This is a genomic window from Haloarcula sp. CBA1131 (assembly GCF_008728975.1).
In the GTDB taxonomy this organism is placed as follows: Archaea; Halobacteriota; Halobacteria; order Halobacteriales; family Haloarculaceae; genus Haloarcula; species Haloarcula hispanica.
Genome location: NZ_RPCY01000002.1, coordinates 18,309 through 38,311, shown reverse-complemented (window position 1 = coordinate 38,311; position 20,003 = coordinate 18,309). Strand labels below are relative to the sequence as shown.

At 63.3% G+C, this 20,003-nt stretch carries 15 protein-coding genes and 1 pseudogene; 8 read left to right on the top strand and 8 right to left on the bottom strand.

All coding sequences use genetic code 11. From position 1 onward, the window contains the following. Window positions 1-49: 49 nt before the first annotated feature. Window positions 50-1,006 carry a succinylglutamate desuccinylase/aspartoacylase family protein gene (locus Har1131_RS15560; protein WP_151147358.1) on the bottom strand — a complete coding sequence of 319 codons (957 nt, stop codon included), beginning with the start codon at window positions 1,004-1,006 and terminating at the stop codon, window positions 50-52. Between the two features lie 367 nt (window positions 1,007-1,373). Here Har1131_RS15560 and Har1131_RS15555 point away from each other — a divergent pair, with 367 nt between their 5' ends. The 4 genes from Har1131_RS15555 (at window position 1,374) to Har1131_RS15540 (ending at window position 8,567) form a co-directional block, all read left to right on the top strand. Then, window positions 1,374-3,944, top strand: coding sequence for an FAD-dependent oxidoreductase (locus tag Har1131_RS15555; protein ID WP_151147355.1), 2,571 nt, complete (start codon window positions 1,374-1,376; stop codon window positions 3,942-3,944). A gap of 216 nt (window positions 3,945-4,160) precedes the next feature. Beyond that, the gene (locus Har1131_RS15550) at window positions 4,161-6,713 is read left to right on the top strand and encodes an FAD-dependent oxidoreductase (RefSeq protein WP_151147352.1); all 2,553 of its coding nucleotides are present in this window, start codon (window positions 4,161-4,163) and stop codon (window positions 6,711-6,713) included. Between the two features lie 56 nt (window positions 6,714-6,769). After that, window positions 6,770-8,032 (top strand): threonine ammonia-lyase, encoded by a 1,263-nt coding sequence (ilvA, locus tag Har1131_RS15545; protein ID WP_050038311.1) that lies wholly within the window; start codon window positions 6,770-6,772, stop codon window positions 8,030-8,032. Between the two features lie 91 nt (window positions 8,033-8,123). Continuing rightward, complete coding sequence (locus Har1131_RS15540; RefSeq protein WP_014031182.1) at window positions 8,124-8,567, top strand: universal stress protein; 444 nt, start codon at window positions 8,124-8,126, stop codon at window positions 8,565-8,567. A gap of 6 nt (window positions 8,568-8,573) precedes the next feature. Here Har1131_RS15540 and Har1131_RS21865 read toward each other — a convergent pair whose 3' ends face one another. Continuing rightward, the gene (locus Har1131_RS21865; RefSeq protein ID WP_005533017.1) at window positions 8,574-8,735 is read right to left on the bottom strand and encodes a hypothetical protein; all 162 of its coding nucleotides are present in this window, start codon (window positions 8,733-8,735) and stop codon (window positions 8,574-8,576) included. 414 nt (window positions 8,736-9,149) lie between these two features. On the opposite strand from Har1131_RS21865, the pseudogene Har1131_RS15535 reads away from it, so the two are divergent. Continuing rightward, window positions 9,150-10,909: pseudogene (locus tag Har1131_RS15535) on the top strand (BCCT family transporter). Window positions 10,910-10,986: 77 nt separating this feature from the next. Here the strand turns inward: Har1131_RS15535 and Har1131_RS15530 are convergent. Beyond that, entirely contained in the window at window positions 10,987-11,595 is a 609-nt protein-coding gene (locus tag Har1131_RS15530; RefSeq protein WP_050006941.1) for a hypothetical protein, read from the bottom strand. 106 nt (window positions 11,596-11,701) lie between these two features. Between Har1131_RS15530 and Har1131_RS15525 the strand changes: the two genes are divergently transcribed. Then, complete coding sequence (locus tag Har1131_RS15525) at window positions 11,702-12,133, top strand: hypothetical protein (protein ID WP_225308138.1); 432 nt, start codon at window positions 11,702-11,704, stop codon at window positions 12,131-12,133. Window positions 12,134-12,248: 115 nt separating this feature from the next. Here the strand turns inward: Har1131_RS15525 and Har1131_RS15520 are convergent, their stop codons facing one another. Beyond that, window positions 12,249-12,482 carry a hypothetical protein gene (locus tag Har1131_RS15520; RefSeq protein WP_014031178.1) on the bottom strand — a complete coding sequence of 78 codons (234 nt, stop codon included), beginning with the start codon at window positions 12,480-12,482 and terminating at the stop codon, window positions 12,249-12,251. A 25-nt stretch (window positions 12,483-12,507) separates the two neighbouring features. Then, window positions 12,508-14,907, bottom strand: a complete 2,400-nt coding sequence (gene folP / locus Har1131_RS15515) for a dihydropteroate synthase (RefSeq protein ID WP_050038313.1) — start codon at window positions 14,905-14,907, stop codon at window positions 12,508-12,510. 326 nt (window positions 14,908-15,233) lie between these two features. Between folP and Har1131_RS15510 the strand changes: the two genes are divergently transcribed. Continuing rightward, window positions 15,234-16,979: a formate--tetrahydrofolate ligase gene (locus Har1131_RS15510; RefSeq protein ID WP_014031176.1), complete on the top strand. Its 1,746-nt coding sequence runs from the start codon at window positions 15,234-15,236 to the stop codon at window positions 16,977-16,979. Between the two features lie 85 nt (window positions 16,980-17,064). On the opposite strand, the gene Har1131_RS15505 is transcribed toward Har1131_RS15510, so the two are convergent. Next, window positions 17,065-17,658, bottom strand: coding sequence for a cyclodeaminase/cyclohydrolase family protein (locus tag Har1131_RS15505; RefSeq protein ID WP_050038314.1), 594 nt, complete (start codon window positions 17,656-17,658; stop codon window positions 17,065-17,067). A gap of 152 nt (window positions 17,659-17,810) precedes the next feature. On the opposite strand from Har1131_RS15505, the gene Har1131_RS15500 reads away from it, so the two are divergent. After that, window positions 17,811-18,191 carry a hypothetical protein gene (locus Har1131_RS15500; protein ID WP_050038315.1) on the top strand — a complete coding sequence of 127 codons (381 nt, stop codon included), beginning with the start codon at window positions 17,811-17,813 and terminating at the stop codon, window positions 18,189-18,191. A 52-nt stretch (window positions 18,192-18,243) separates the two neighbouring features. Here Har1131_RS15500 and Har1131_RS15495 read toward each other — a convergent pair whose 3' ends face one another. Beyond that, window positions 18,244-19,212, bottom strand: a complete 969-nt coding sequence (locus Har1131_RS15495; protein WP_014031173.1) for an electron transfer flavoprotein subunit alpha/FixB family protein — start codon at window positions 19,210-19,212, stop codon at window positions 18,244-18,246. Window positions 19,213-19,214: 2 nt separating this feature from the next. Continuing rightward, entirely contained in the window at window positions 19,215-19,988 is a 774-nt protein-coding gene (locus Har1131_RS15490; protein ID WP_064288977.1) for an electron transfer flavoprotein subunit beta/FixA family protein, read from the bottom strand. Between the last annotated feature and the right edge of the window lie 15 nt (window positions 19,989-20,003).

Sequence of the window (20,003 nt, the reverse complement as noted above, 5' to 3'; positions counted from 1 at the left end):
ACACACGTCTGAAACAGTGCCCGCAGGCGGCTCCTCGGATACGTCTCGGTTATCGCGGTGTCGCGATGCCTGCGAGGCGTTCCCCTTTCACGACGACAGACTCCTTGGCAAGCGAGAATATCACTCCTCGTTCTGTCGCTGAGACGACCTGTTGTTGCTCGAACGAGGAGGGTTCGTAGACAGTCCCCAGTCGCTCCCCGGCGTCGACAGTGTCACCGACGGCGATGTCCGGCCGACATTCGAACAATCCCGATTCCGACGCGGTGACCGGCTCCGCGTCGTTTCGGAGTACCGTCTGTGCCGCCTTCGACTCCGGCTCTGCCGGGAGGACTGCCCACTCGCGCAGGAGATTCTGTATCCCGTCGACACCAGCCGCAACCGCGTCCTGTGCTATCCGGCGACTGTTCGATAGCTCCGCCGTGATAACCGGAATTCCGGCTGCCGCAGCCGCAGCACGGAACGTCCCGCCAGAGCCGTCGTCGCCGGTGTCCTCGGACTCGTCGGTGATTCTGTAGGAAGTACCGAACGCTTCGGCGAGGCGCTCGGCGGCCGGGTCGCCCGCCCGGCATCTGACGTGTTCCAGCATATCTGCCGTGCCGGTGTGGAGATCGACCGCGGCGTCCGCGTCTTTTACGAGTTCCCACAGCCGAGCGGCAAACTGTTCCTGTAGGCTTCCGGACTCGTCTCCCGGCCACACGCGGTTCAGGTTCGGGTTCATCACGTCGTACTCGCCGGGGGTCATGTACGACCGGTGATCGAACGCGAGCTGGTTCACGACTGGGATGACAAGTACTGTCCCGGCGATAGCCGCGTCGGTCAGGCGGTCGTGCAGTCGCCGTAACGCGGCTGGGCCGTTGAGTTCGATGCCGTGTTGCGCCGCCTGAATATACACTGTCGGCCCGGGGCTGCCGACGTACCGGTGGACAGTCACGGACACGGCTCGTCCTGACGGGAGTCTCCCGAGCCGTCGGTCAGTCGTCGTGTGCGTGACGGCGGTGTAGTCCATATCGATGCCCGGCGGCGCGCAGGCAAAAGCGCTGGGAGTAGGAGCGTCGCTGGGCCACACGGAGCGGTGCTGTGATACTCCTTCGGAACAGAATCACTGACCGGTAGAGCGGCTGTCGCCGGTGTGAAACCCCGTATCATAAAAATCACAGAGGGCTGTTAACATATAACTTGACAGTACAATAGCGTGTTGGACACTGCTCGGAGTTTCTGACCGGAAGCGACAATCACCACAGGGGACCCAAATCTATTAACAATGGTACTCCTGTTATTCTGAAACACTACGTGATAATGCGATGTCAGTTTGCAAAGGAGGTGGACCAGGCGGTAACTATATTGCCACGCCATAGCACGTTCTACCCAGAGTCATGGAGCCTACCGATAGCCTGCCGACCCAGGCCGATACCGTCATCGTCGGTGCCGGAATCGTCGGCTGCAACATCGCCTACCAGCTGACAGCGCTCGGCCGTGAGGACGTGGTCGTAGTCGACCAGGGGCCGATGCCAACCACTGGTGGATCATCCACCCACGCTCCCGGAATCATGTTCCAGACCGCGGAGCCGAAAGTCCTCAGCCAGTTTGCGGACTACAGCCGTCGGCTGTACTCGGACCTCGAGGGCGCGGATGGGCAGCAGGCCTACAACGAAACAGGCGGCATCGAAGTCGCGCGCAGCGAGGAACGCATGGACTTCCTCCAGCGTCGCGTCGAATACGCCAAGGCCTGGGGCATCGAGGACCCGCAGTTGCTCTCGCCCGAAGAAGTCACCGAGCACCTCCCGCTGGTCGACGCCGACCAGATCAAGGGCGGCTACTACTCCCCGACGGACGGGCAGGTCTCGGGCGTCGTCGCGTGTGACGCACTGGCCAGGGAAGCGATGGACGGGGGCGCGAAGTTCGTGCCGCACACGCGCACCGAGGACGTCGAAACAGCGGACGGCGAGGTCCAGGCCGTCGTCACGGAGAACGGTAGTATCGAGTGTAACGAGGTCGTCGTCGCGACGAACATCTGGGCCCGTCAACTCGGCGAGAAACTCGACGTGCACCTGCCGGTGACGCCGGTCGAACACCAGTACACGATGACGGAGTCCCTCGACGAACTGGCCGACAGCGCGGTCGACATCACGGACCACCCGCTGTTCGAGAACTACGAGAACGTCTCCGGGGAGAAGGCAAAACGGCTCCTCGTGGGTCCGGACCGGCCGATTCTCCGCGACCAGGACAACGCGATGTACTACCGGAACCACGGGGACTCCTACGGTATCGGCTCGTACAACCACGAGCCAATCGTGCCCGATCCACAGGACCTCGGCGGCAACGACCCCGACGGCGAGCAGGGCTCGGTCCACGAGTTCACGGACTACCACATGGACAACGCGACACATCCGGACCGGCCGGACAAGGCCCCGCGACAGGCCAGCGACGAGCTGTTGCCCGCGACGGCCGGCAAGGAACTCGAACACAAGTACAACGGCATGTTCGCGGAGTCGCCCAACGGACTCCCCGTGATGGGGCCCGTCCAGGAGTACGACGGCCTCTGGACGGCGGCGGCCATCTGGGTCACCCACGCCGGCGGTGCCGGCAAAGCGCTCGCCGAGTGGATGGAACACGGCGTCCCGCGCCTCCCTGACGGCCCGATTGACCTCGCCCACTGCGACGTGAACCGCTTCGACGAGCACGAGGGCAGTTGGGACTTCGCTCGGGACATCGGCGGCGAGGAGTACCGCATCGTCTACAACATCATGCACCCCAAGTGGGTCTGGACCGACAAACAGCGGGACATCCGTCGGACTCCGATGTACCACACCCACAAGAAGTACGACGCCGAACTGTGGGCCGAGGCCGGCTGGGAGGAACCCCACTGGTTCGACTCAAATGCCGACCTGCTGGCGGAGTACGGTGACCAGATCCCCGACCGCGAGGGCTGGGAAGCGAAGTACTGGTCCCCCATCGAAGGCGCTGAGGCGCTGAACGTCCGGGAGAACGTCGGCCTCCACGACATGACTTCCTTCAACAAGATAGAGGTCATCGGGAGCGACGCCGGCGAGTTCGTCCAGTACCTCTGTACGAATGACATGGATATCGACGTGGGCGACGTGAAGTACACGCTGATGTGTAACGAGGCCGGCGGCGTACGAGCGGACATCACGGTCACGCGAACCGACGAGGACCGCTACCTCCTGTTGACGACCGGCCGCGAAGTCGGGAACAACCATGTCGCGTGGGTGCGCGAGCAGTCCCCCGACGACGTGGTCGTCAACGACGTGACCTCCAGCCTGGCGGCGATGGTCTGTACCGGCCCGAACGCCCGGAAGGTCCTCTCGAAGATCACCGACGTCGACCTCTCCGACGACGCCTTCCCGTTCTTCACGAGCCAGCAGTTCTTCGTGAAGAACATTCCCGTCACCGCGCTCCGCGTCTCCTACGCGGGCGAACTCGGCTGGGAGTTCTACACGCCCTCGGAGTACGGCGAACGCCTCTGGGAGCACATCATGGAGGCCGGCGAGGAGTACGGTATCCGGCCCTATGGCAACGGCGCGCTGAACTCCCTCCGTATCGAGAAAGGCTTCCGCCTCTGGGGGAAGGACCTCCACACGGAGCACAACCCGTACGAGGCCGGCCTCGGGTGGGCCGTCGACCTCGAAACCGACTTCATCGGCAAGGAGGCCGTCGCCGCGGCCGCCGACGGCGACAACATCGACCACAAGGTCGCGTGCCTGACGCTCGACGACGAGGATGCCGTCGTGCTGGACAACAAGCCAGTCCTCGACGGCGACGAGACTATCGGCTATCTCCACAGCGCCGAGTACGGTTACACCGAAGGGGCCTGCGTCGCGTACACGTACCTGCCGCCCGAGTACGCCGAACCCGGGACCAGCGTCGAAATCCTCTACGAGGGCGAGCGGTACGACGCAACCGTCCGCGAGGAACCGCTCGTCTGAGAGCGGTCTGTGACCAGCCGCTGGTTCTATCGGGATTGTAACACGCTGTGGTTCAGTCCCGCACTGCGGTTTCTTCTCGCTACCTACTGATACCCGACGGCTCGACACTGGTCGAAATACCTCTCTGTGACTCCTCTACCCGACGTTCTCTTTTTGCGTGGGTTCCGGCCACCGGTGTATTTAAGAATATGACAGAGACAGTCACAAACGAGATACATGAGCACAGAGACTCCCCCGTCTCGGGCGGATACTGTTGTTATCGGTGCCGGGGCCGTTGGGTGTAGCGTCGCGTATCACCTGACGGAACTCGGCGCGGAAGACGTCGCAGTCATCGATCAGGGGCCGCTGCCCGTCACTGGCGGGTCGTCAGTCCACGCACCCGGCATCATGTTCCAGACGTCGCCGTCGAAGATACAGACGAAGACAGCCTACTACACCAGTCGGCTCCTCTCTGATGCCGACGTCTACGACGAGGTCGGTGGCATCGAAGTGGCCCGGAGCGAGGAGCGCATGGACTTCCTCCGTCGACGCGTCGAGTGGGCGACTTCCTATGGGCTGCCGGAACCGCAGTTGCTCTCGCCCGAGGAAGTCACCGAGCACCTTCCGATGGTCGACGAGGACGAAATCCTCGGTGGCTACTACTCGCCGACTGATGGACGCGTCGACGGCATCGGCGCGCTCCAGTGGTATATGGAAAACTCTTCGGCGTCGTTCTACGGGAACACGGAGGTCACGGATCTGGATGTTTCGGGGGGTGAAATCAACGCTGTCGAGACCGGTCAGGGCCGCATCGACTGCGAGCGAGCGGTCATCGCGACGAACAACTGGGGCTACCAGACCGGCCAGCTGGCCGGGCTCGACCTCCCGATTGCGCCAGTGGAGCACCAGTACGTCGTCACCGAACCGATGGACGAACTCGCTGACGCTGAGACCTCGGTGGGCGACAACACGACCGGACTGGAGGTCCCTGGGGACCGCTCTATCGCTGAGTACATGAGCGAAGGGCCACACCAGCCAGTCGGCCGCGACCAGGACCACTCGCTGTACTTCCGGACCCACGGCGACGCGCTCGGGATGGGCTCGTACAACCACGAGACGCTCTCGGTCGACCCCGAGGCGATGGGGAAGAACTCCGAGGAACACCAAGCGTCAGTTAGAGGGTTCACGAAGGAGCATTGGGAGACACCGACCCACCGCGGCCGAGACAAGTCGGCAAAGCAGGCCTTCGACGAACTGCTGCCGGCGACACAGGACGTGGAATACGAGGCCACCGAGAACGGTATCTTCGTATTCACGCCCGACGGGATGCCGGCCGTCGGCGAGACGGCGCAGGTCGACGGCCTCTGGACCGGACTGGCTATCTGGTGGACCCACTCCGGGGGCTACGGCCGCATCCTCGCCGAGTGGATGGAGAACGGCGTTCCGCGACTGCCGTCCGGCCCGGTCGACACCGGCGGCATTCACGTCCGACGGTTCGAACCGCACGCGGGCGAGAAGGACTACTTCGTGGACCGCGGGGCCAAGCAGTACGAGCAGGTGTATAGTATCGTCGAGCCGCGGTGGCAGCCCGACGACCACCGGGGGCTCCGGACGAGTCCGTTCTACCACCAGCAAAAGGAACTCGGCGCGGAGTTCTACCAGAGCGGCGGCTGGGAGACGCCACAGTGGTACGAGTCGAACGCCGACTTGGTCGAGAAGTACGACGACCGGATTCCCGCCCAGGACGGTTGGCAGGGCATCAACCGTTCGAAAATCGAGGCCGCCGAGCATCTCCACACCCGCGACAAGGTGTCGATGTTCGACATGACGACGTTCAGCTCGATCATGGTCGAAGGCGAGGGGAGCCAGGCGTTCCTCCAGCGGGTCTGTAGCAACGACATGGATCTCGACGTCGGGCAGGTCCGCTACTCGCTGCTGTTGAACGAGGGCGGTGGCATTCTCGCGGACATCACGGTCGTCAAACTCGACGACGAGGAGTTCATGGTGACGACCGGCGGCGGGAACTCCCCCGGCATCCACGGCGGTCACCTGGAAGACGAGGCCCCCGAGACGGTGTCGGTCCACGTCGAGGAAGGCGCGAAATCCACAATCGGCCTCTGGGGGCCGAATTCGCGGCTCCTCCTCCAGCGGTGTACCGACACGGACGTGACCAACAACGGCTTCCCCTATTTCAGCGCCAAGCAGATGTACGTCGGCGACGTGCCGGTCATCGCGCTCCGGGTCTCGTACGTGGGTGAACTCGGCTGGGAGCTGTGGACGCCGACGGAGTACGGCCAGCGGCTCTGGGAGACGCTGCAGGACGCCGGAGAGGACCTCGGTGTCCGGCCGATGGGCGGCGGTGCACTCAGTTCAATGCGGTTAGAGAAAGGCTACCGCCTCTGGGGGACGGACATCGACACGGACTCGAACCCCTTCGAAGCTGGACTCCCCTTCGCTGTCGACATGGACACAGACTTCATCGGCAAAGAAGCTCTGGAGGCCGCACGCAAGGCAGGTATCGACAGCAAAATCACGCCGGTCACGCTCGACGACTCGACGGACATCATGCTGAGTGGGCGGCCGGTGCTGAAAGACGGCGAGGCCATCGGCTACGTGCAAGCCGGAAACTACGGCTACAGCATTGACGAATCAATCGCGTACACGTACGTCCCGACCGAATACGCCGAAGCCGGCACATCAGTCCAGATCCAGTGTGAGGGTGAGACCTACGACGCGACGGTGCGGGACGAGCCGCTGTTCGATCCGGCTCGGGAGCGCATCACCAGATGACAGGCCAGCGCACCGACCCACCAACTTTGACATAAGGCCCACGACGATACGAACACATGACACAAACCGAATCGGACACCCTGCCCGTCACATACGCGGACATCGAACGAGCCCGCGAACGCCTTGACGACGACACAGTCGTCAAGAAGACGCCGGTCGAACGGAGTACGTCTCTCGGTGAATTCGTCGACGCCGAGGTCCACCTGAAGATGGAACACCTCCAGTGGACAGGCTCGTTCAAGACCAGAGGCGCGTTCAACAAGATCTCACAGGACGTCGCCGATGGCGTGGAGTCGTTTGTCGCCGCCAGCGCCGGCAATCACGCACAGGGCGTCGCCCTCGCCGCGACGAAATGTGGGGCGGAGTCGACGATTTTCATGCCGGAGAACGCGCCACAGGCCAAAATCGACGCCACCAGAGGCTACGGGGGGAGCGTCGAACTGGTCGGCAACGACTTTCAGGAGACGATGTCTCACGCCAAAGCCGTCGTCGAGGAGACTGACGCCGAGTTCGTTCACGCCTACGACGATTTGGACATCATTGCCGGACAGGGGACCCTCGGTACGGAAATGTATCACGACTGCCCTGATGTCGACACGGTCATCGTCCCCATCGGCGGCGGCGGACTTATCAGCGGTGTCTCGACCGCAGTCAAGCACCTCTCGCCCGAGACGCGCGTCGTCGGCGTTCAGGCGACCGGCGCGGAGACGGTCCACGAAAGTCTCGACAAAGGGATTCCGGTCGTGCTCGACGAGGTTGACACAATCGCTGACGGCATCGCCACCGGCGGCATCTCGGAGACGACGCTCGACATCATCGAGGCGAATGTCGACGAGGTCGTGACTGTCTCGGATACCGACATCGCACAGGCAATTCTCCTGTTGATGGAACGGGCCAAGCAGGTCGTGGAAGGTGCCGGGGCCGCCTCCGTGGCTGCCGTACTGAGTGACAGCCTCGACGTGTCGGGTGAAACGGTGATGCCGCTGCTCTGTGGCGGGAACCTCGACATGACACAGATGCGAGAAGTTCTCATCCACGCGCTCACGGAGCGCCAGCAGCTCCTTCAGCTTCGGGTTCGCATTGACGACCAGCCGGGTGTGATGGAGGAGATCTCGGGGGTCATCGCCCGGCAGGGAGCTAACATCCACGACGTTCGCCACGAGCGGTCCGTCGAGAACCTCGAAATCGGGGAGGCGTACCTCGTCTTCAACGTCGAGACGAGCGGTGCCGAGCATGCACAGACCATCATTACGGCGATACGCGACGCGGGCTACCCCGTCGATAACGTCGCACGGAAGGCCCAAAACGGCGCACTGTGAGCCGGAATCGGCATTCAGCTCGACGGATCGACGCCACGAGCGGGGAAACCTATAACAGGTGTGTGGGGGAATTACACATGAGTCAGGCACCATGTACGACCACATACTCGTCCCGTATGACGGCAGTGACGAGGCCCGGAGAGGGGCAGAACACGGCATCGAACTCGCCGCTGCACTCGGCGCGACAGTCCATGCATTGTACGTCATTGACCTGCCGGGCACGCCGCGTGCGCTTGCGCTCAGAGATGACGAAGAGGAGATGCGCGAGGAGTATCGAAACTACGGGGAAGAGGTTCTGGCGAATCTCGGGAACGTCGCCCAAGAGCACGGCGTCGATTACAAGACGCATTTCAAAACCGGCGCACCCAGCGAGGAAATCGTCGAGTTCGCTGAAAACGAAGACATGGACGCGATTGTCCTGGGCTCGGCGTTCCGTGGAAAGCTCGGGAACCTGCTCGGTGGGACAACCGATAAAGTGGTCCGGACGTCGAGCATTCCAGTCATCAGTCAGCGGATGAGTGTCAACGACATTTGACACCAGCTACGCGTCTATCAGTCGCGTCTCACGTATGTAGATCACCAGGCTGGCGCTGAGGAAACTGAATCCTGCGAGTCGGAAGTCGCCGACTGTCATCCCGACGAGGCCGACGCCCATCAGCAGTGCTGCCACCGCGGCTGCCCCTGTTGCCAGAAGTCGTGCCATACTGATGCTAAGTGGGAGTCCGAAATAAATACGCACCCATCAAGCGGTGAGACAATCGAAGACTCGTCGACAGCCAGCAAACCTCAATGTACTAGATAGGAGAAATGTCTGCCGAGTCACAGCCGTACAGTGCTTCAGTCCGTGATATATTGGTGTCTAAGGTGAAGTTTTATTACAGTTGCATCAGTGCATAAGTATGAGACTGTGTAGCACACAAAACACGCCGACAATAGCCCTGCGGGCACGTCGTGTCCGCCCGAGCGAGTACAGTAAGACAAACAGGATGCGACTGCTGTAGGCGCGCTACGCCGGGATGTCGTTACCATGACGGTGGCAACGGACTACGACAGAGGACGACCGCGACTACGACAATGAGACACCACAGACCAGTACCGCGTTCGAGAGGGGTAACGTATGGCAAACAGTGACGACCAAACCGGGGAAATGTCTGACGGGCTTCAGGTCGAGTTGTTCCATCCGGAGTCCGACCGCGAACCCGGTGATACGAACATTCAGGCGGCTGGATTCGACATCCATCCGGTGGTATTCCCGGTGGCGCTGGTGATCATTGCGCTGTTCATCGCAGTGACGATACTGCTCGGTGACACCGCAGCCTCGGCGTACACATGGCTGTTCAATACCATCGGGGACACTTTCGGCTGGTTCTACCTGCTGGCGGTGAACGTGTTCATCATCACACTGCTTTACTTCGCGTTCAGCAAGTACGGCAATATCAGAATCGGCGGCGTCGAGGCCGAAAAGGAGTTCAGCGACTTCTCCTGGATGGCGATGCTGTTCAGCGCCGGCATGGGTATCGGCCTCATGTTCTTCAGCGTCTCGGAACCGCTGTACTACTTCCAGAACCCCCGAGCTTCTTCGGGGCCGAAGCGGGGACCGGCGCAGCGGCGTCCGCCGCGATGGCGCAGACGTTCTTCCACTGGGGCTTTCACCCGTGGGCGGTGTACGGCCTAGTGGGACTCGGCCTCGCGTTCTTCTCGTTTAACCGGGGACTCCCACTCACCTTCCGGTCGATATTCTGGCCCCTGCTGGGCGAGCGGATTTACGGCTGGCCGGGCCACATCATCGACCTCGTGACGGTGTTCGCGACGCTGTTCGGGCTGTCAACCTCACTGGGACTCGGTGTTGCACAGGTCAACACGGGGCTCTCCTACGTGGGCGGCGACATGCTCGGTGCGGTGAGTGTCCCGACAGGGACCTGGCCGCAAGTCGCGCTCATCGCCGGGATCACGCTCATCGCGACCCTCTCGGTCGCAGCGGGGCTCGACGGCGGTGTCAAGCGGCTGAGTACGCTGAACCTCTACCTGATGTTCGCACTACTCGGGTTCCTCGTCATCGTGGGTCCGACGGTGTACATCTTCGGGACGTGGGCAGAGGGCCTCGGCGCGTACTTCGGAAACATTCTGGCGCTCGGGTTCTTTACCGGGACGCTCAACGAAGCGGCGAACGGGACCCCCACCGCCTGGACCGTGTTCTACTGGGGCTGGTGGATCGCGTGGTCGCCGTTCGTCGGGATGTTCATCGCGCGCATTTCGAAGGGTCGGTCCGTCCGGGAGTTTGTACTGGGCGTGCTGTTCCTTCCATCGATGTTCTCGACGCTCTGGCTCTCGGTGTTCGGCGGCAGCGCGATGTTCAACTCCCTGCTGGGGAACGGACAGGCGCTGGCGACGTACAACGAGGTCGGCCAGACCGTCGCGATGTTCGCCCTGCTGGAGCAGTTCCCGCTTGGCGTGGTCAGTGGACTGATCGCGACGCTGCTGGTCATCACGTTCTTCGTCACGTCGTCTGACTCCGGGTCACTGGTCATCGACCATCTGACTTCGGGCGGAAAGCACGACGTGCCGCGAACACAGCGGATATTCTGGGCCCTTACCGAGGGCCTTGTCGCGTCCATCCTGCTCATCGGTGGCGGTCTGACGGCGCTCCAGACGGCCGCAATCACCACAGGACTCCCGTTCGCGTTCATCCTGTGTCTGATGTGCTATACAGTGTATCTGGGGCTCGACAACGAGTACCAGATACTCGAATCGGAAGAGTTCGCAGAAACGATTCAGGACCTCTCTGAACGGGATGATGTCGACGTCGTGACCGCCGGCGACGAAATGGTGACAGATATCTCCGACCCGGGAGACGACACGGCGACGGGTACCGACTGAAACCTCTCGTTTTGGCGTTTTCCGACGCGACCGGTAGTGTCAGATGCTATAGCCAACAGCGGCCGAAACCGTTCACGCTACCGGCCGCCCAGTTCTGTTTCGACCGTCCGTTCAGAGTGTATCCAAATCCGGGCAGAGCCGCCGATTCCGAACGCGGCGATGGCGAGGCTGGACACGATACTGCCGGCGGGTGAAAGCAGAACCCACGAGACAGCGCTGAGAAACGCTCCGATGAGGAGCCCGTATGTTGGTCGGCGGCTGCCAAAGATATCAGTGAGGAGTGTGCCGACCACGAGAAAGCCGAAGCTTGTGAGTACCAGGACGAACGCACTACTGATGAGAATCGCGACACGGACGAATACCCCGCCAGCGACGCTGAGGCGGGCTAGCGTTGTTGCCCCGTAGAGGCCGACGATACCGACGATCACGTACCCAGCGATGCCGTAGAGGACGGCCGTCGCCGGGCTGTCCGAAATCGCGTCAATCGACTCGTTGACGTAGTTCCGCCGCAGCCGGAGCACCAATGCGCCGGCCACGAGCACGAGAACGAACGAGACGAGCCCGCGGAGCGGTCTGGACAGTTCGGTGCCAACGCCGGGCATCAACTGTCCCACGACGGGATTCACAACAGTTGCCGCCAGTCCCGGGACGGTCGGCGCAACACCGACAGCCGCGTCAACACTCATATGCCACATACCGCGGGTCGCCGTGAAAACCTATCGACCGCTCACCATCGGGTCAGCGTTCGTACTGCCCGGAAATTTAAGCCGTCAGAATACATACCATGTCACAGTGTCTGGATGGCTCGCAGCTCTGCTCTCGAAGCTTGTCTGGGTCGGCAAGCGGGTGGCCGCGCCACTCCAGCAGAGTGACGGGCCGAACAAGTTCAGGCTGTCGAGCATGGACACGGCAACGACGACGTACGACGGTGACATTGGGTGGGCGAGACGGCCGCCAGCGACGGTCGAATGTCCGCGATGCGAGTCGGAAATCTTCCAGCACAACGCGCGTGACAGCATCGACTGTCCGCGGTGTGTCGGCGAATACAGCCACGACGAGTTCGCCGACCTGCAGCTCCTGTATCTCACCTGCCCGGTCTGTCGGAGCCGGATGGAGCACGGGCAACGCCACCCCGAGCGGTTCGACATCCCCGAGTGGGCGACCTGCACGGACTGTCGGTACCACTGGGAGTTCGAACACTCCTACGACCGCAGTACTGATTGAGACGATGGGTACACTGATCACTGCTGCCGTTTGGCCGGTATGCGTTGCTTCGAAACGGCTACGAGATCAAAAGCAGGGTGATGCCCAGTTCCAACACGCGAGTGGGATTCTGCCGTCAGTAATACTTCCAGTCGTCCTCACGGCTCCCTTGCACGACGCCGTCGTCCTCCTCACTGTCCGCCTCTTCTCGCTCATCGGGCCAGCGGATACCGTCTCCGATGAGGCTCTTGTACGCGAAGGCACCCAGACCGACGAGCATCAGCAGAAGGACGACGGTGCCAGCGACTGCTGCCACCTGCCCGACGGATTCGAGCAGGCCCGAACCGAGCTGAACTGGAAACTGTAGCATACATACTGTTCGGGCTGCACAGGTATCACTGTTGTCGCATCTGAGACGGTCGCGACGCCGTCGCTGAGACCGTCTTGAGCACGGCGTTGTTCTCGGAGACGTCGTGGACCCTGACTGCGTCAGCCCCACGTTCGGCGGCCAGCGCTGTCGTGGCCAGAGTCGGTGGCAGCCTGTCCGCACCGGCGTCGCTCATGTCGGCAAACATCGACTTCCGGGAGTGCCCGACCAGCACCGGACAGCCGAGCGCGTGGAACTCGTGGAGTCGGTCGACGAGTTCGAACGATTCGGCGGCGTTCTTCCCGAAACCACAGCCGGGGTCGACGATAATCTGCTCGCGGTCGATGCCGGCTTGCTCGGCGAGCAGGATCTGTTCTGTGAGGTCTCGAAGCACGTCGTCGACGACGTCGTCGTAGGTCACAGTTCGACCTGGGTCCACTGGCGCGGACAGGCTATGCATCAGGATGACGGACGCGTCGTGGTCGGCAACCACGAACCGCATCTCGGGGTCCGACAGTCCCGACACGTCGTTGACGATGTCGGCACCCGCGTCCAACGCCGCGTCAGCGACGGCGGCTTTTCGGGTATCGACGGAGACAGTCGCATCGAGCGAGGACACGGCCTCGATAACGGGCACTACGCGGTCGATTTCCGTTTCGACGGACACCGGATCTGCGCCGGGCCGCGTGCTTTCGCCGCCGATGTCGATGATATCCGCCCCGGACTCGATCATCTGTTCCGCGTGACTGACCGCGAGGTCGCGGCGGTTGTACTCGCCGCCGTCGTAGAAACTGTCCGGCGTGACGTTGAGAATACCCATCACGGCCGCCTCTTCCCTGTCGAACGGCGGCGGGAACGACCTGTCAGACAGCGTGCCTTCGAGTTGCGTGGCGAGCCGACCGAGCCCCAGCCCTGTCGAAGCCAGTCTGTCAGTGAGCTGTTGAAACTGTCGCGGCGTTCCCGACAGCGTCGTGTCGACGAGCTTCTCAGGCATCCCGACAGTCGAACAAGTACAGGTACCGCCACAGTCCTCGAGCTCCTGTTTTAGGACTCCCGCCTGGTCGCGCCGCAACGTGACCGAAAGCATCTGCTGGTGGATTTCTGGTTCACTTCCGGCTTTAGCAGTCTCTCCCGTCGACGCCTGCTGGAGGTTGTCCCCGGGAACGACCAGCCGGCTCCAGCGGTCCCGAGCTTCGGCGACTGCGTAGAGCGATCCTGCGACGAGCACGAAGTCGTCCGCGTCGGCCGCCGCTATCGCCCGTTCGGTGGCTTCCGGAACGGACTCGACTCGCTGGACCTGGGCTGCCTGGCCCTCGAACGCCGCAGCGAGCGACTCCGTACTCGCGGCTCGGTCCACCTTCGGTCGCGCGGCAAACGCTGTCTCGACGGCCGGAAGCGTCGCGATCATCTGCTCGTACTCTTTGTCTTCCATCGCGGCGAAGACCACATGGAGGTCGTCGTAGTCGTATCGCTCGATGAGTGTCGCCAGCGTCGCCATCGCGCCGGGGTTGTGGGAGCCATCGAGGACGACCATCGGGTCGGTCGACCGGACCTCGAACCGCCCCGGCAGCGTCGCGGCCCGCAGCCCCTCGGATATGGTTTCCGTGTCCACGTCGGTGAGTTGTCGGGCCAGCGTCGCGGCGACGCCGGCGTTTTCGGCCTGGTGCTGACCGAGCAGTTTGAGGTTCGATTCGAGCGCCCAGTCCGGCCCCGTGAGGGAGATGCGGTTCTCGACGGCCGAGCGCATCCCGTTCTCCACCGCAGTGACGTCGGCCGCCTCGCCGCCGACGGTGATGGTGTCGGTAATCCCCTCGATTGCATCGAGGGCAGCGCCGGTCGTTCCGGTCACGAGCGGGGCGTCTCCGGGCGCGACCTGTGCTTTGTCCAGAGCGATCTCCTCGATTGTGTCGCCGAGCAGATCGGTGTGTTCTAAACTGATACTGGTGACGGCGCTTGCGACGGGATCGACCGCGCTCGTGGCGTCGTACCGGCCGCCGATACCGACTTCCAGAACTGCCACATCGACGTCTTCGACATCGAAATGATAGAGCGCAAGCGCGGTGAGTACCTCGAAATGCGTCGGCTTGTCGTCCTCGGCGGCCAGGCGGTCGATACATGGCTCGATCTGTTCGACGAACTCCGTCACCCGCTCTTTGGGTATCCGGCCGCCGTTGACCGTGACTTGCTCCCGAAAGCCGTTCAATCCCGGCGAAGTGAACAGGCCGACGTCCAGCCCGGCGGCTCTGAGCACGCTCTCGGTCATCTGGGCGGTGCTTCCCTTTCCGTTCGACCCGGCGATCTGCACGCTGTCGAAACTGTTGTCCGGGTCACCGAGATGTGCGAGCATACGCGCCGTCGTATCGGTCCCCAACTTGGGCCGACGGCGTTGTAGCGACTGCAGGTAGTCCGCCGACTCGTGGTACTCCATACCATAATTGGGCGGCGGCGGCCTGATTAATTTATCGCCAGAGGGTTCTGCGTCGATAGCACGTAACGAGGTGGAGCACCCTCTTCAGGCCGAAACCCACGAGAAACTCCTCAATGGCGGCCCGGAAACCGTGATCGAGTCATTTCGTAGATCCCGACGTCGCTGCCGCTGCCGTCCGGACTGCTGCTGGGCCACGGAACCAATCTCGTAAGCCGAGATACATGATGTGGCTTACGCGGTCCGTAACGGCGTCTCGAACACATCCTATCCCGATAGTATCAGGTTCACTAACATTATTACGACGGTGTAGGGAAGGGCTAGTCGAGATGTCTTCACAGGATGAGCAATCCGCGACCGAAGAGACACAGGAGCCGATTCCTACGGACTACGATATCGCCCAGTCGACCGAGATGGAACCGATCTGGGAACTGGTAGAGCCGTGGGGACTCGGCCTCGACGACCTCCAGTACTTCGGCGAATACACCGCGAAAGTCAAACAACACGCCATCGAGCGCCTCCGTGAACAGGCCGAGGACAAGGAGCAGAACCTCGTCCTGGTAACCGGGATGACCCCGACGCCGAAAGGCGAGGGGAAGACGGTAACGACCGTCGGCCTCGGACAGACGCTCAACCACGTCGGCGAGGAAGCGATGATCGCCATCCGGGAACCGTCGCTTGGCCCGGTGTTCGGCGTCAAAGGCGGCGCAGCAGGCGGCGGCCGGTCGCAGGTCCTTCCGATGGAGGACATCAACCTCCACTTCACCGGCGACCTCCACGCGCTCACCTCCGCACACAACCTCATCGCCGCGATGCTCGACGCGAAGATCTCGCAGGGTGACGACCTGAACATCGACATCAACAACGTCTCCTGGCCGCGCGCTATCGACATGAACGACCGCGCGCTCCGGGAGACCGTCGTCGGCCTCGGCGGGAAAACCGGTGGGACGCCACGGGAGGACAGCTTCCTCCTTACCGCCGCCTCAGAACTGATGGCGGTGCTGTGCCTGGCGAGTGACCTGGGCGACCTCAAAGAGCGAGTCAGTCGCATCATCGTCGCCTACGACGAGGACGGCGACCCGGTCACGGTCGAAGATATCGAAGCGACCGGCCCAGCAACCATGCTACTCCGGGACGCGATCAAGCCGAACGTCGTCCAGACCATCGAGGGGACGCCGGCGCTGGTCCACGGCGGGCCGTTCGCGAACATCGCCCACGGGACGAACTCGCTCGTCGCCGACAAGACTGCCTTCGGCATGGGCGACTACCTCGTCACCGAGGCTGGTTTCGGCTCCGACCTCGGGGCCGAGAAGTTCATGGACGTGGTCTGTCGCAAGGGCGATATGACGCCGAACGCCGTCGTGCTGGTGGCGTCGGTCCGCGCGCTCAAATACCACGGCCTCGACCAGTGGCCGGTCGACTACGACGAAATCGACGAGGCCGGCGTCGAAGCCGTCGAAGCGGGCTTCTCGAACCTCGACAAGCACGCGACGAACCTCCAGAAGTTCGGCGTCCCGGTCGTCGTCTCCGTCAACCGCTTCCCGGACGACACCGACGAGGAGATTCAGGCCATCTTGGACCACTGCCGTGAGGACCTCGGGGTCAGAGCGGCTGAGTCGAACGTGTTCTCCGACGGCAGCGAGGGCGGCGTCGACCTCGCGGAGAACGTCATCGAGGCAACCGAGGAGAGCAACGAGGAGGACTTCCGGATGCTGTACGACGACGAGGACAGCATCAAGGAGAAGATCCACACCGTCGCGACCGAGATTTACGGCGCTGACGACGTGAAATACACCGGCGGCGCGCTCGACGACATCGAGCAGATGAACGAGCTCGATTTCGACGACTACCCGGTCGTCATGTCCAAGACGTTCCACTCGCTGAGCGACGACGCGAGCCAGAAGGGCGCGCCGGAGGGCTGGGAACTCGAAATCAGCGAAGTGTACCCGTCTGCCGGAGCTGGCTTCCTGGTCGCTCTCACGGCCGACGCGCTCACGATGCCTGGCCTGCCGGCCCGACCGGCTGCCGCCGACATGGACATCGACGAAGACGGTAACATTTCGGGGCTGTTCTGACGAACCGGCCTCGCGTCCCAGCTCCTGTGGCTCGTCCGCTCGATTTTTAACGGATGCCGCTCGGCGTTCGACGAGGTGACGACGCTCACCGCTCCGCGTTTGCGACCGCTTCGTCGAGCGCCGCTTTGCCGGCCGCTTCTGCCTCGTCTGCCCGCTGTTTCATCGCTGCCACGAATGATTCGTCGTCGATCATGTCGAGATTGGCCCGGACAGTCGCGACGGACGCCTGTAGCGCCGCCGCCGCGAGCAGCGCCCCGACGGCCGCGTCCGGGACAGCGACCGGCGTCCCCTTCGCAGTCACCGTGCGGGCGTGCTCAACGACGTCGAGACAGACCTCGGCCGTCTCCAGTGGCACTTCCGTCGAACGTTTCGAAGCCGCCTGCATCCGGGCGTCGTCCCCGGACTCGATTGCGGCCCCGACCGCGTCGACCGTGGCTGCGTCCTCGTCGGCGAGGGCAAGCAGCCGTTCTCGCCGGTCGGCCAGCGTGTCACCAACCTCGCTTAGTTCATCAGCCGCTGCCTCGGACCCGTCTGTGCCGACAGTGTGGATACAGACCATCTCACAGAGCGCCGCGCCCATCGCGCCGCCGACGGCCGCGACCGCACCGCCGCTCGGGGTCACCTGGTCCGACGCGACGTCGTCGAGAAACTCACTGATAGGCTGGTCCGCGAACGTCATCTGTCGGGCTCAACCCCAGTCGGCTCTGGTGATTGACTGTCCATACCACGGCACTCTCGCCCCACTCGCCTAATGATTTCCCTGAAGGTATTCGCCCTCCGCGTGGGCCGTTCCGTCACAAAGGCTATGACCGGACTCTGTCAAGACGCTGTATGGCGTCTTCGTTCGAAATCGTCCAGCCAGCGACGGTACCGACAGAGCAGTTCAACACCTGTGAGACAGAGGTCCGGAAGCTCACGGACCCGCTCGGCTGTACGGAGATGCGGGTGAATCAGGTCATCGTCGAACCGGGATCGGTGACGACACCGCATACACACGACGGCCAGGAGGAGGTGTTCGTCGCGACGACCGGCGGCCAGATAGTCATCGAGGGTGACGTCCACGATGTCCCCGAGGGCGGGGTCGTCCGCGTCCACCCGGACACGGTCCGGAATCTCTGTAACCATACTGAAGAGACGCACGTCTGGCTCGCTTTCGGCGCGCCGCCCGTGGGAACTGTCGAGAACTTCGGGGACTACGTCGTCAAAGAATGAGCCGAGGCGGCCAGCCCGTCAACCAAGTCCGCACACGGAACGGCTGCCCGTCTCAGCCCCCGTCTCCCAGCGCGTCGTTCAGCTCCGGCACGACCTCGTGGAGGTCGCCGACGACGGCGTAGTCGGCCTTCTGCATGATGGCCGCCTCCGGGTCGGTGTTGATAGCCAGGATGTTGTCCGCACCCTTACAGCCCACCATGTGCTGCACCGCACCGCTGATACCGCAGGCGACGTAGAGGTCCGGGCTGATCTTCGTGCCCGTCTGTCCGATCTGGTCGTTGTGCGGTCGCCAGCCCTCGTTGACGGCGGCCCGCGACGCGCCGACGGTTCCGCCGAGGCTATCGGCCAGCGTCTCCAGTTTGTCGTAATCTTCCGGACCACCGACACCGCGCCCGCCGCCGACGACGACGCGGGCCTCGCCGAGCGACACACCGGTCTCGTCGGACTCCTCGACTCGGTCGACACTGACCCGGAACGCGCTCTCGTCGAGCGACGGCTCGAACGGCTGGACCGTCGACTCAACTGTCTCTGTCGCCGTCTCCGGCGAAAACTCGTGTTCCGCCGCAGTCACCAGTTTCGTGTCACTGTCAAGGCGTGTGTGTTCGACGAGGCTACCACCCCATCGCTGGCGCGACAGTTCGTACACGTCGCCGGCCTCGACGTCGAGACAGTTGGCCGCCATCGGCAGGTCGCGCCTGGCACCGACGTGGGCTAGCACCTCCTGTCCGCGGTCAGTCCCCGGGGCGACGACTGCGTCCGGGTCCGTGGCGTCGAGCAACTGCGCGATACTCTCCGCCCAGGCCTCGGGTGCGTACGTGTCAAGCCGCTCGTCACCGACGTGGTGGAGCGTCTCTACGCCGTAGTCACCGAGTTTCTCCCCGAGCGCCGCCGATTCTGCGCCGAACGCGACGGCTTCGAGCGCCGCGTCGGTCGCCGTCGCCAGTTCACGGGCCAGCGTGAGCGCCTCCAGCGAGGGCTCTTCGGGACTTCCGCCCGCATGTTCGACGAGGCTCAGTATCACAGTCAGATCACCTCCAGGTCGTCGCGGAGCAGGTCGACGACTGCGGGTACGGCGTCCGATCCATCGCCGAGCACCTCGGCCGAGCCCTCCGTGCTCTCCGGCGCTTCCAACCGGACTTTCTCGATACCCCCGTCGAACTCGCTGGCGACTGGGTCCTGCCGCCCGATCGACTGTTTGCGCGCCTGCATCTTGGCGCGCATCGAGGCGTAGCGGGGCGTGTTGAGCCCCTCCCTCACGCCGACGGCCGCTGGCAGGTCGAGTTCGTACACCTCGGTCCCACCAGTCACGTCGCGCTCGGCGACGGCCGTCCCGTCCTCAATCGTCAGGTCTGACACGCCCGCGACGAACGGCACGTCCAGCCGCTCGGCGACGCGAACCCCGACCTGGTGGTTCGCCACGTCGGCCGATTCGTTCCCGAACAGGAGGAGGTCGAACTCCGGATCGGTGCCGGCGTCGCCGCTGAGGGCGTCCGCGAGCGCGGCCGCCGTTTCGCGAGGCCGCCACTCCTCCCCGTCGGTTTCCAGCAGCGTCGCCTCGCCGGCCGTCATCGCGAGCCCGGTCCGGAGCTGTTCGTCGGCGTCCACCGATCCGAGCGACATCACGGTGGCCGTCCCGTCGTGGTCGTCGGCCACCTGAATGGCCTCCTCGACGGCGCACTCCTCGTGGGGCGATATCGTGAACCCCAGATGGCTCGTGTCTATCTCCTGTTCGTCGTCGGTCAGTGTGAGCTTCGCGCCGGTGTCCGGCACGCGTTTGATGCAGGCTACGGTGTCCATGTCGTGTCTCCGTCG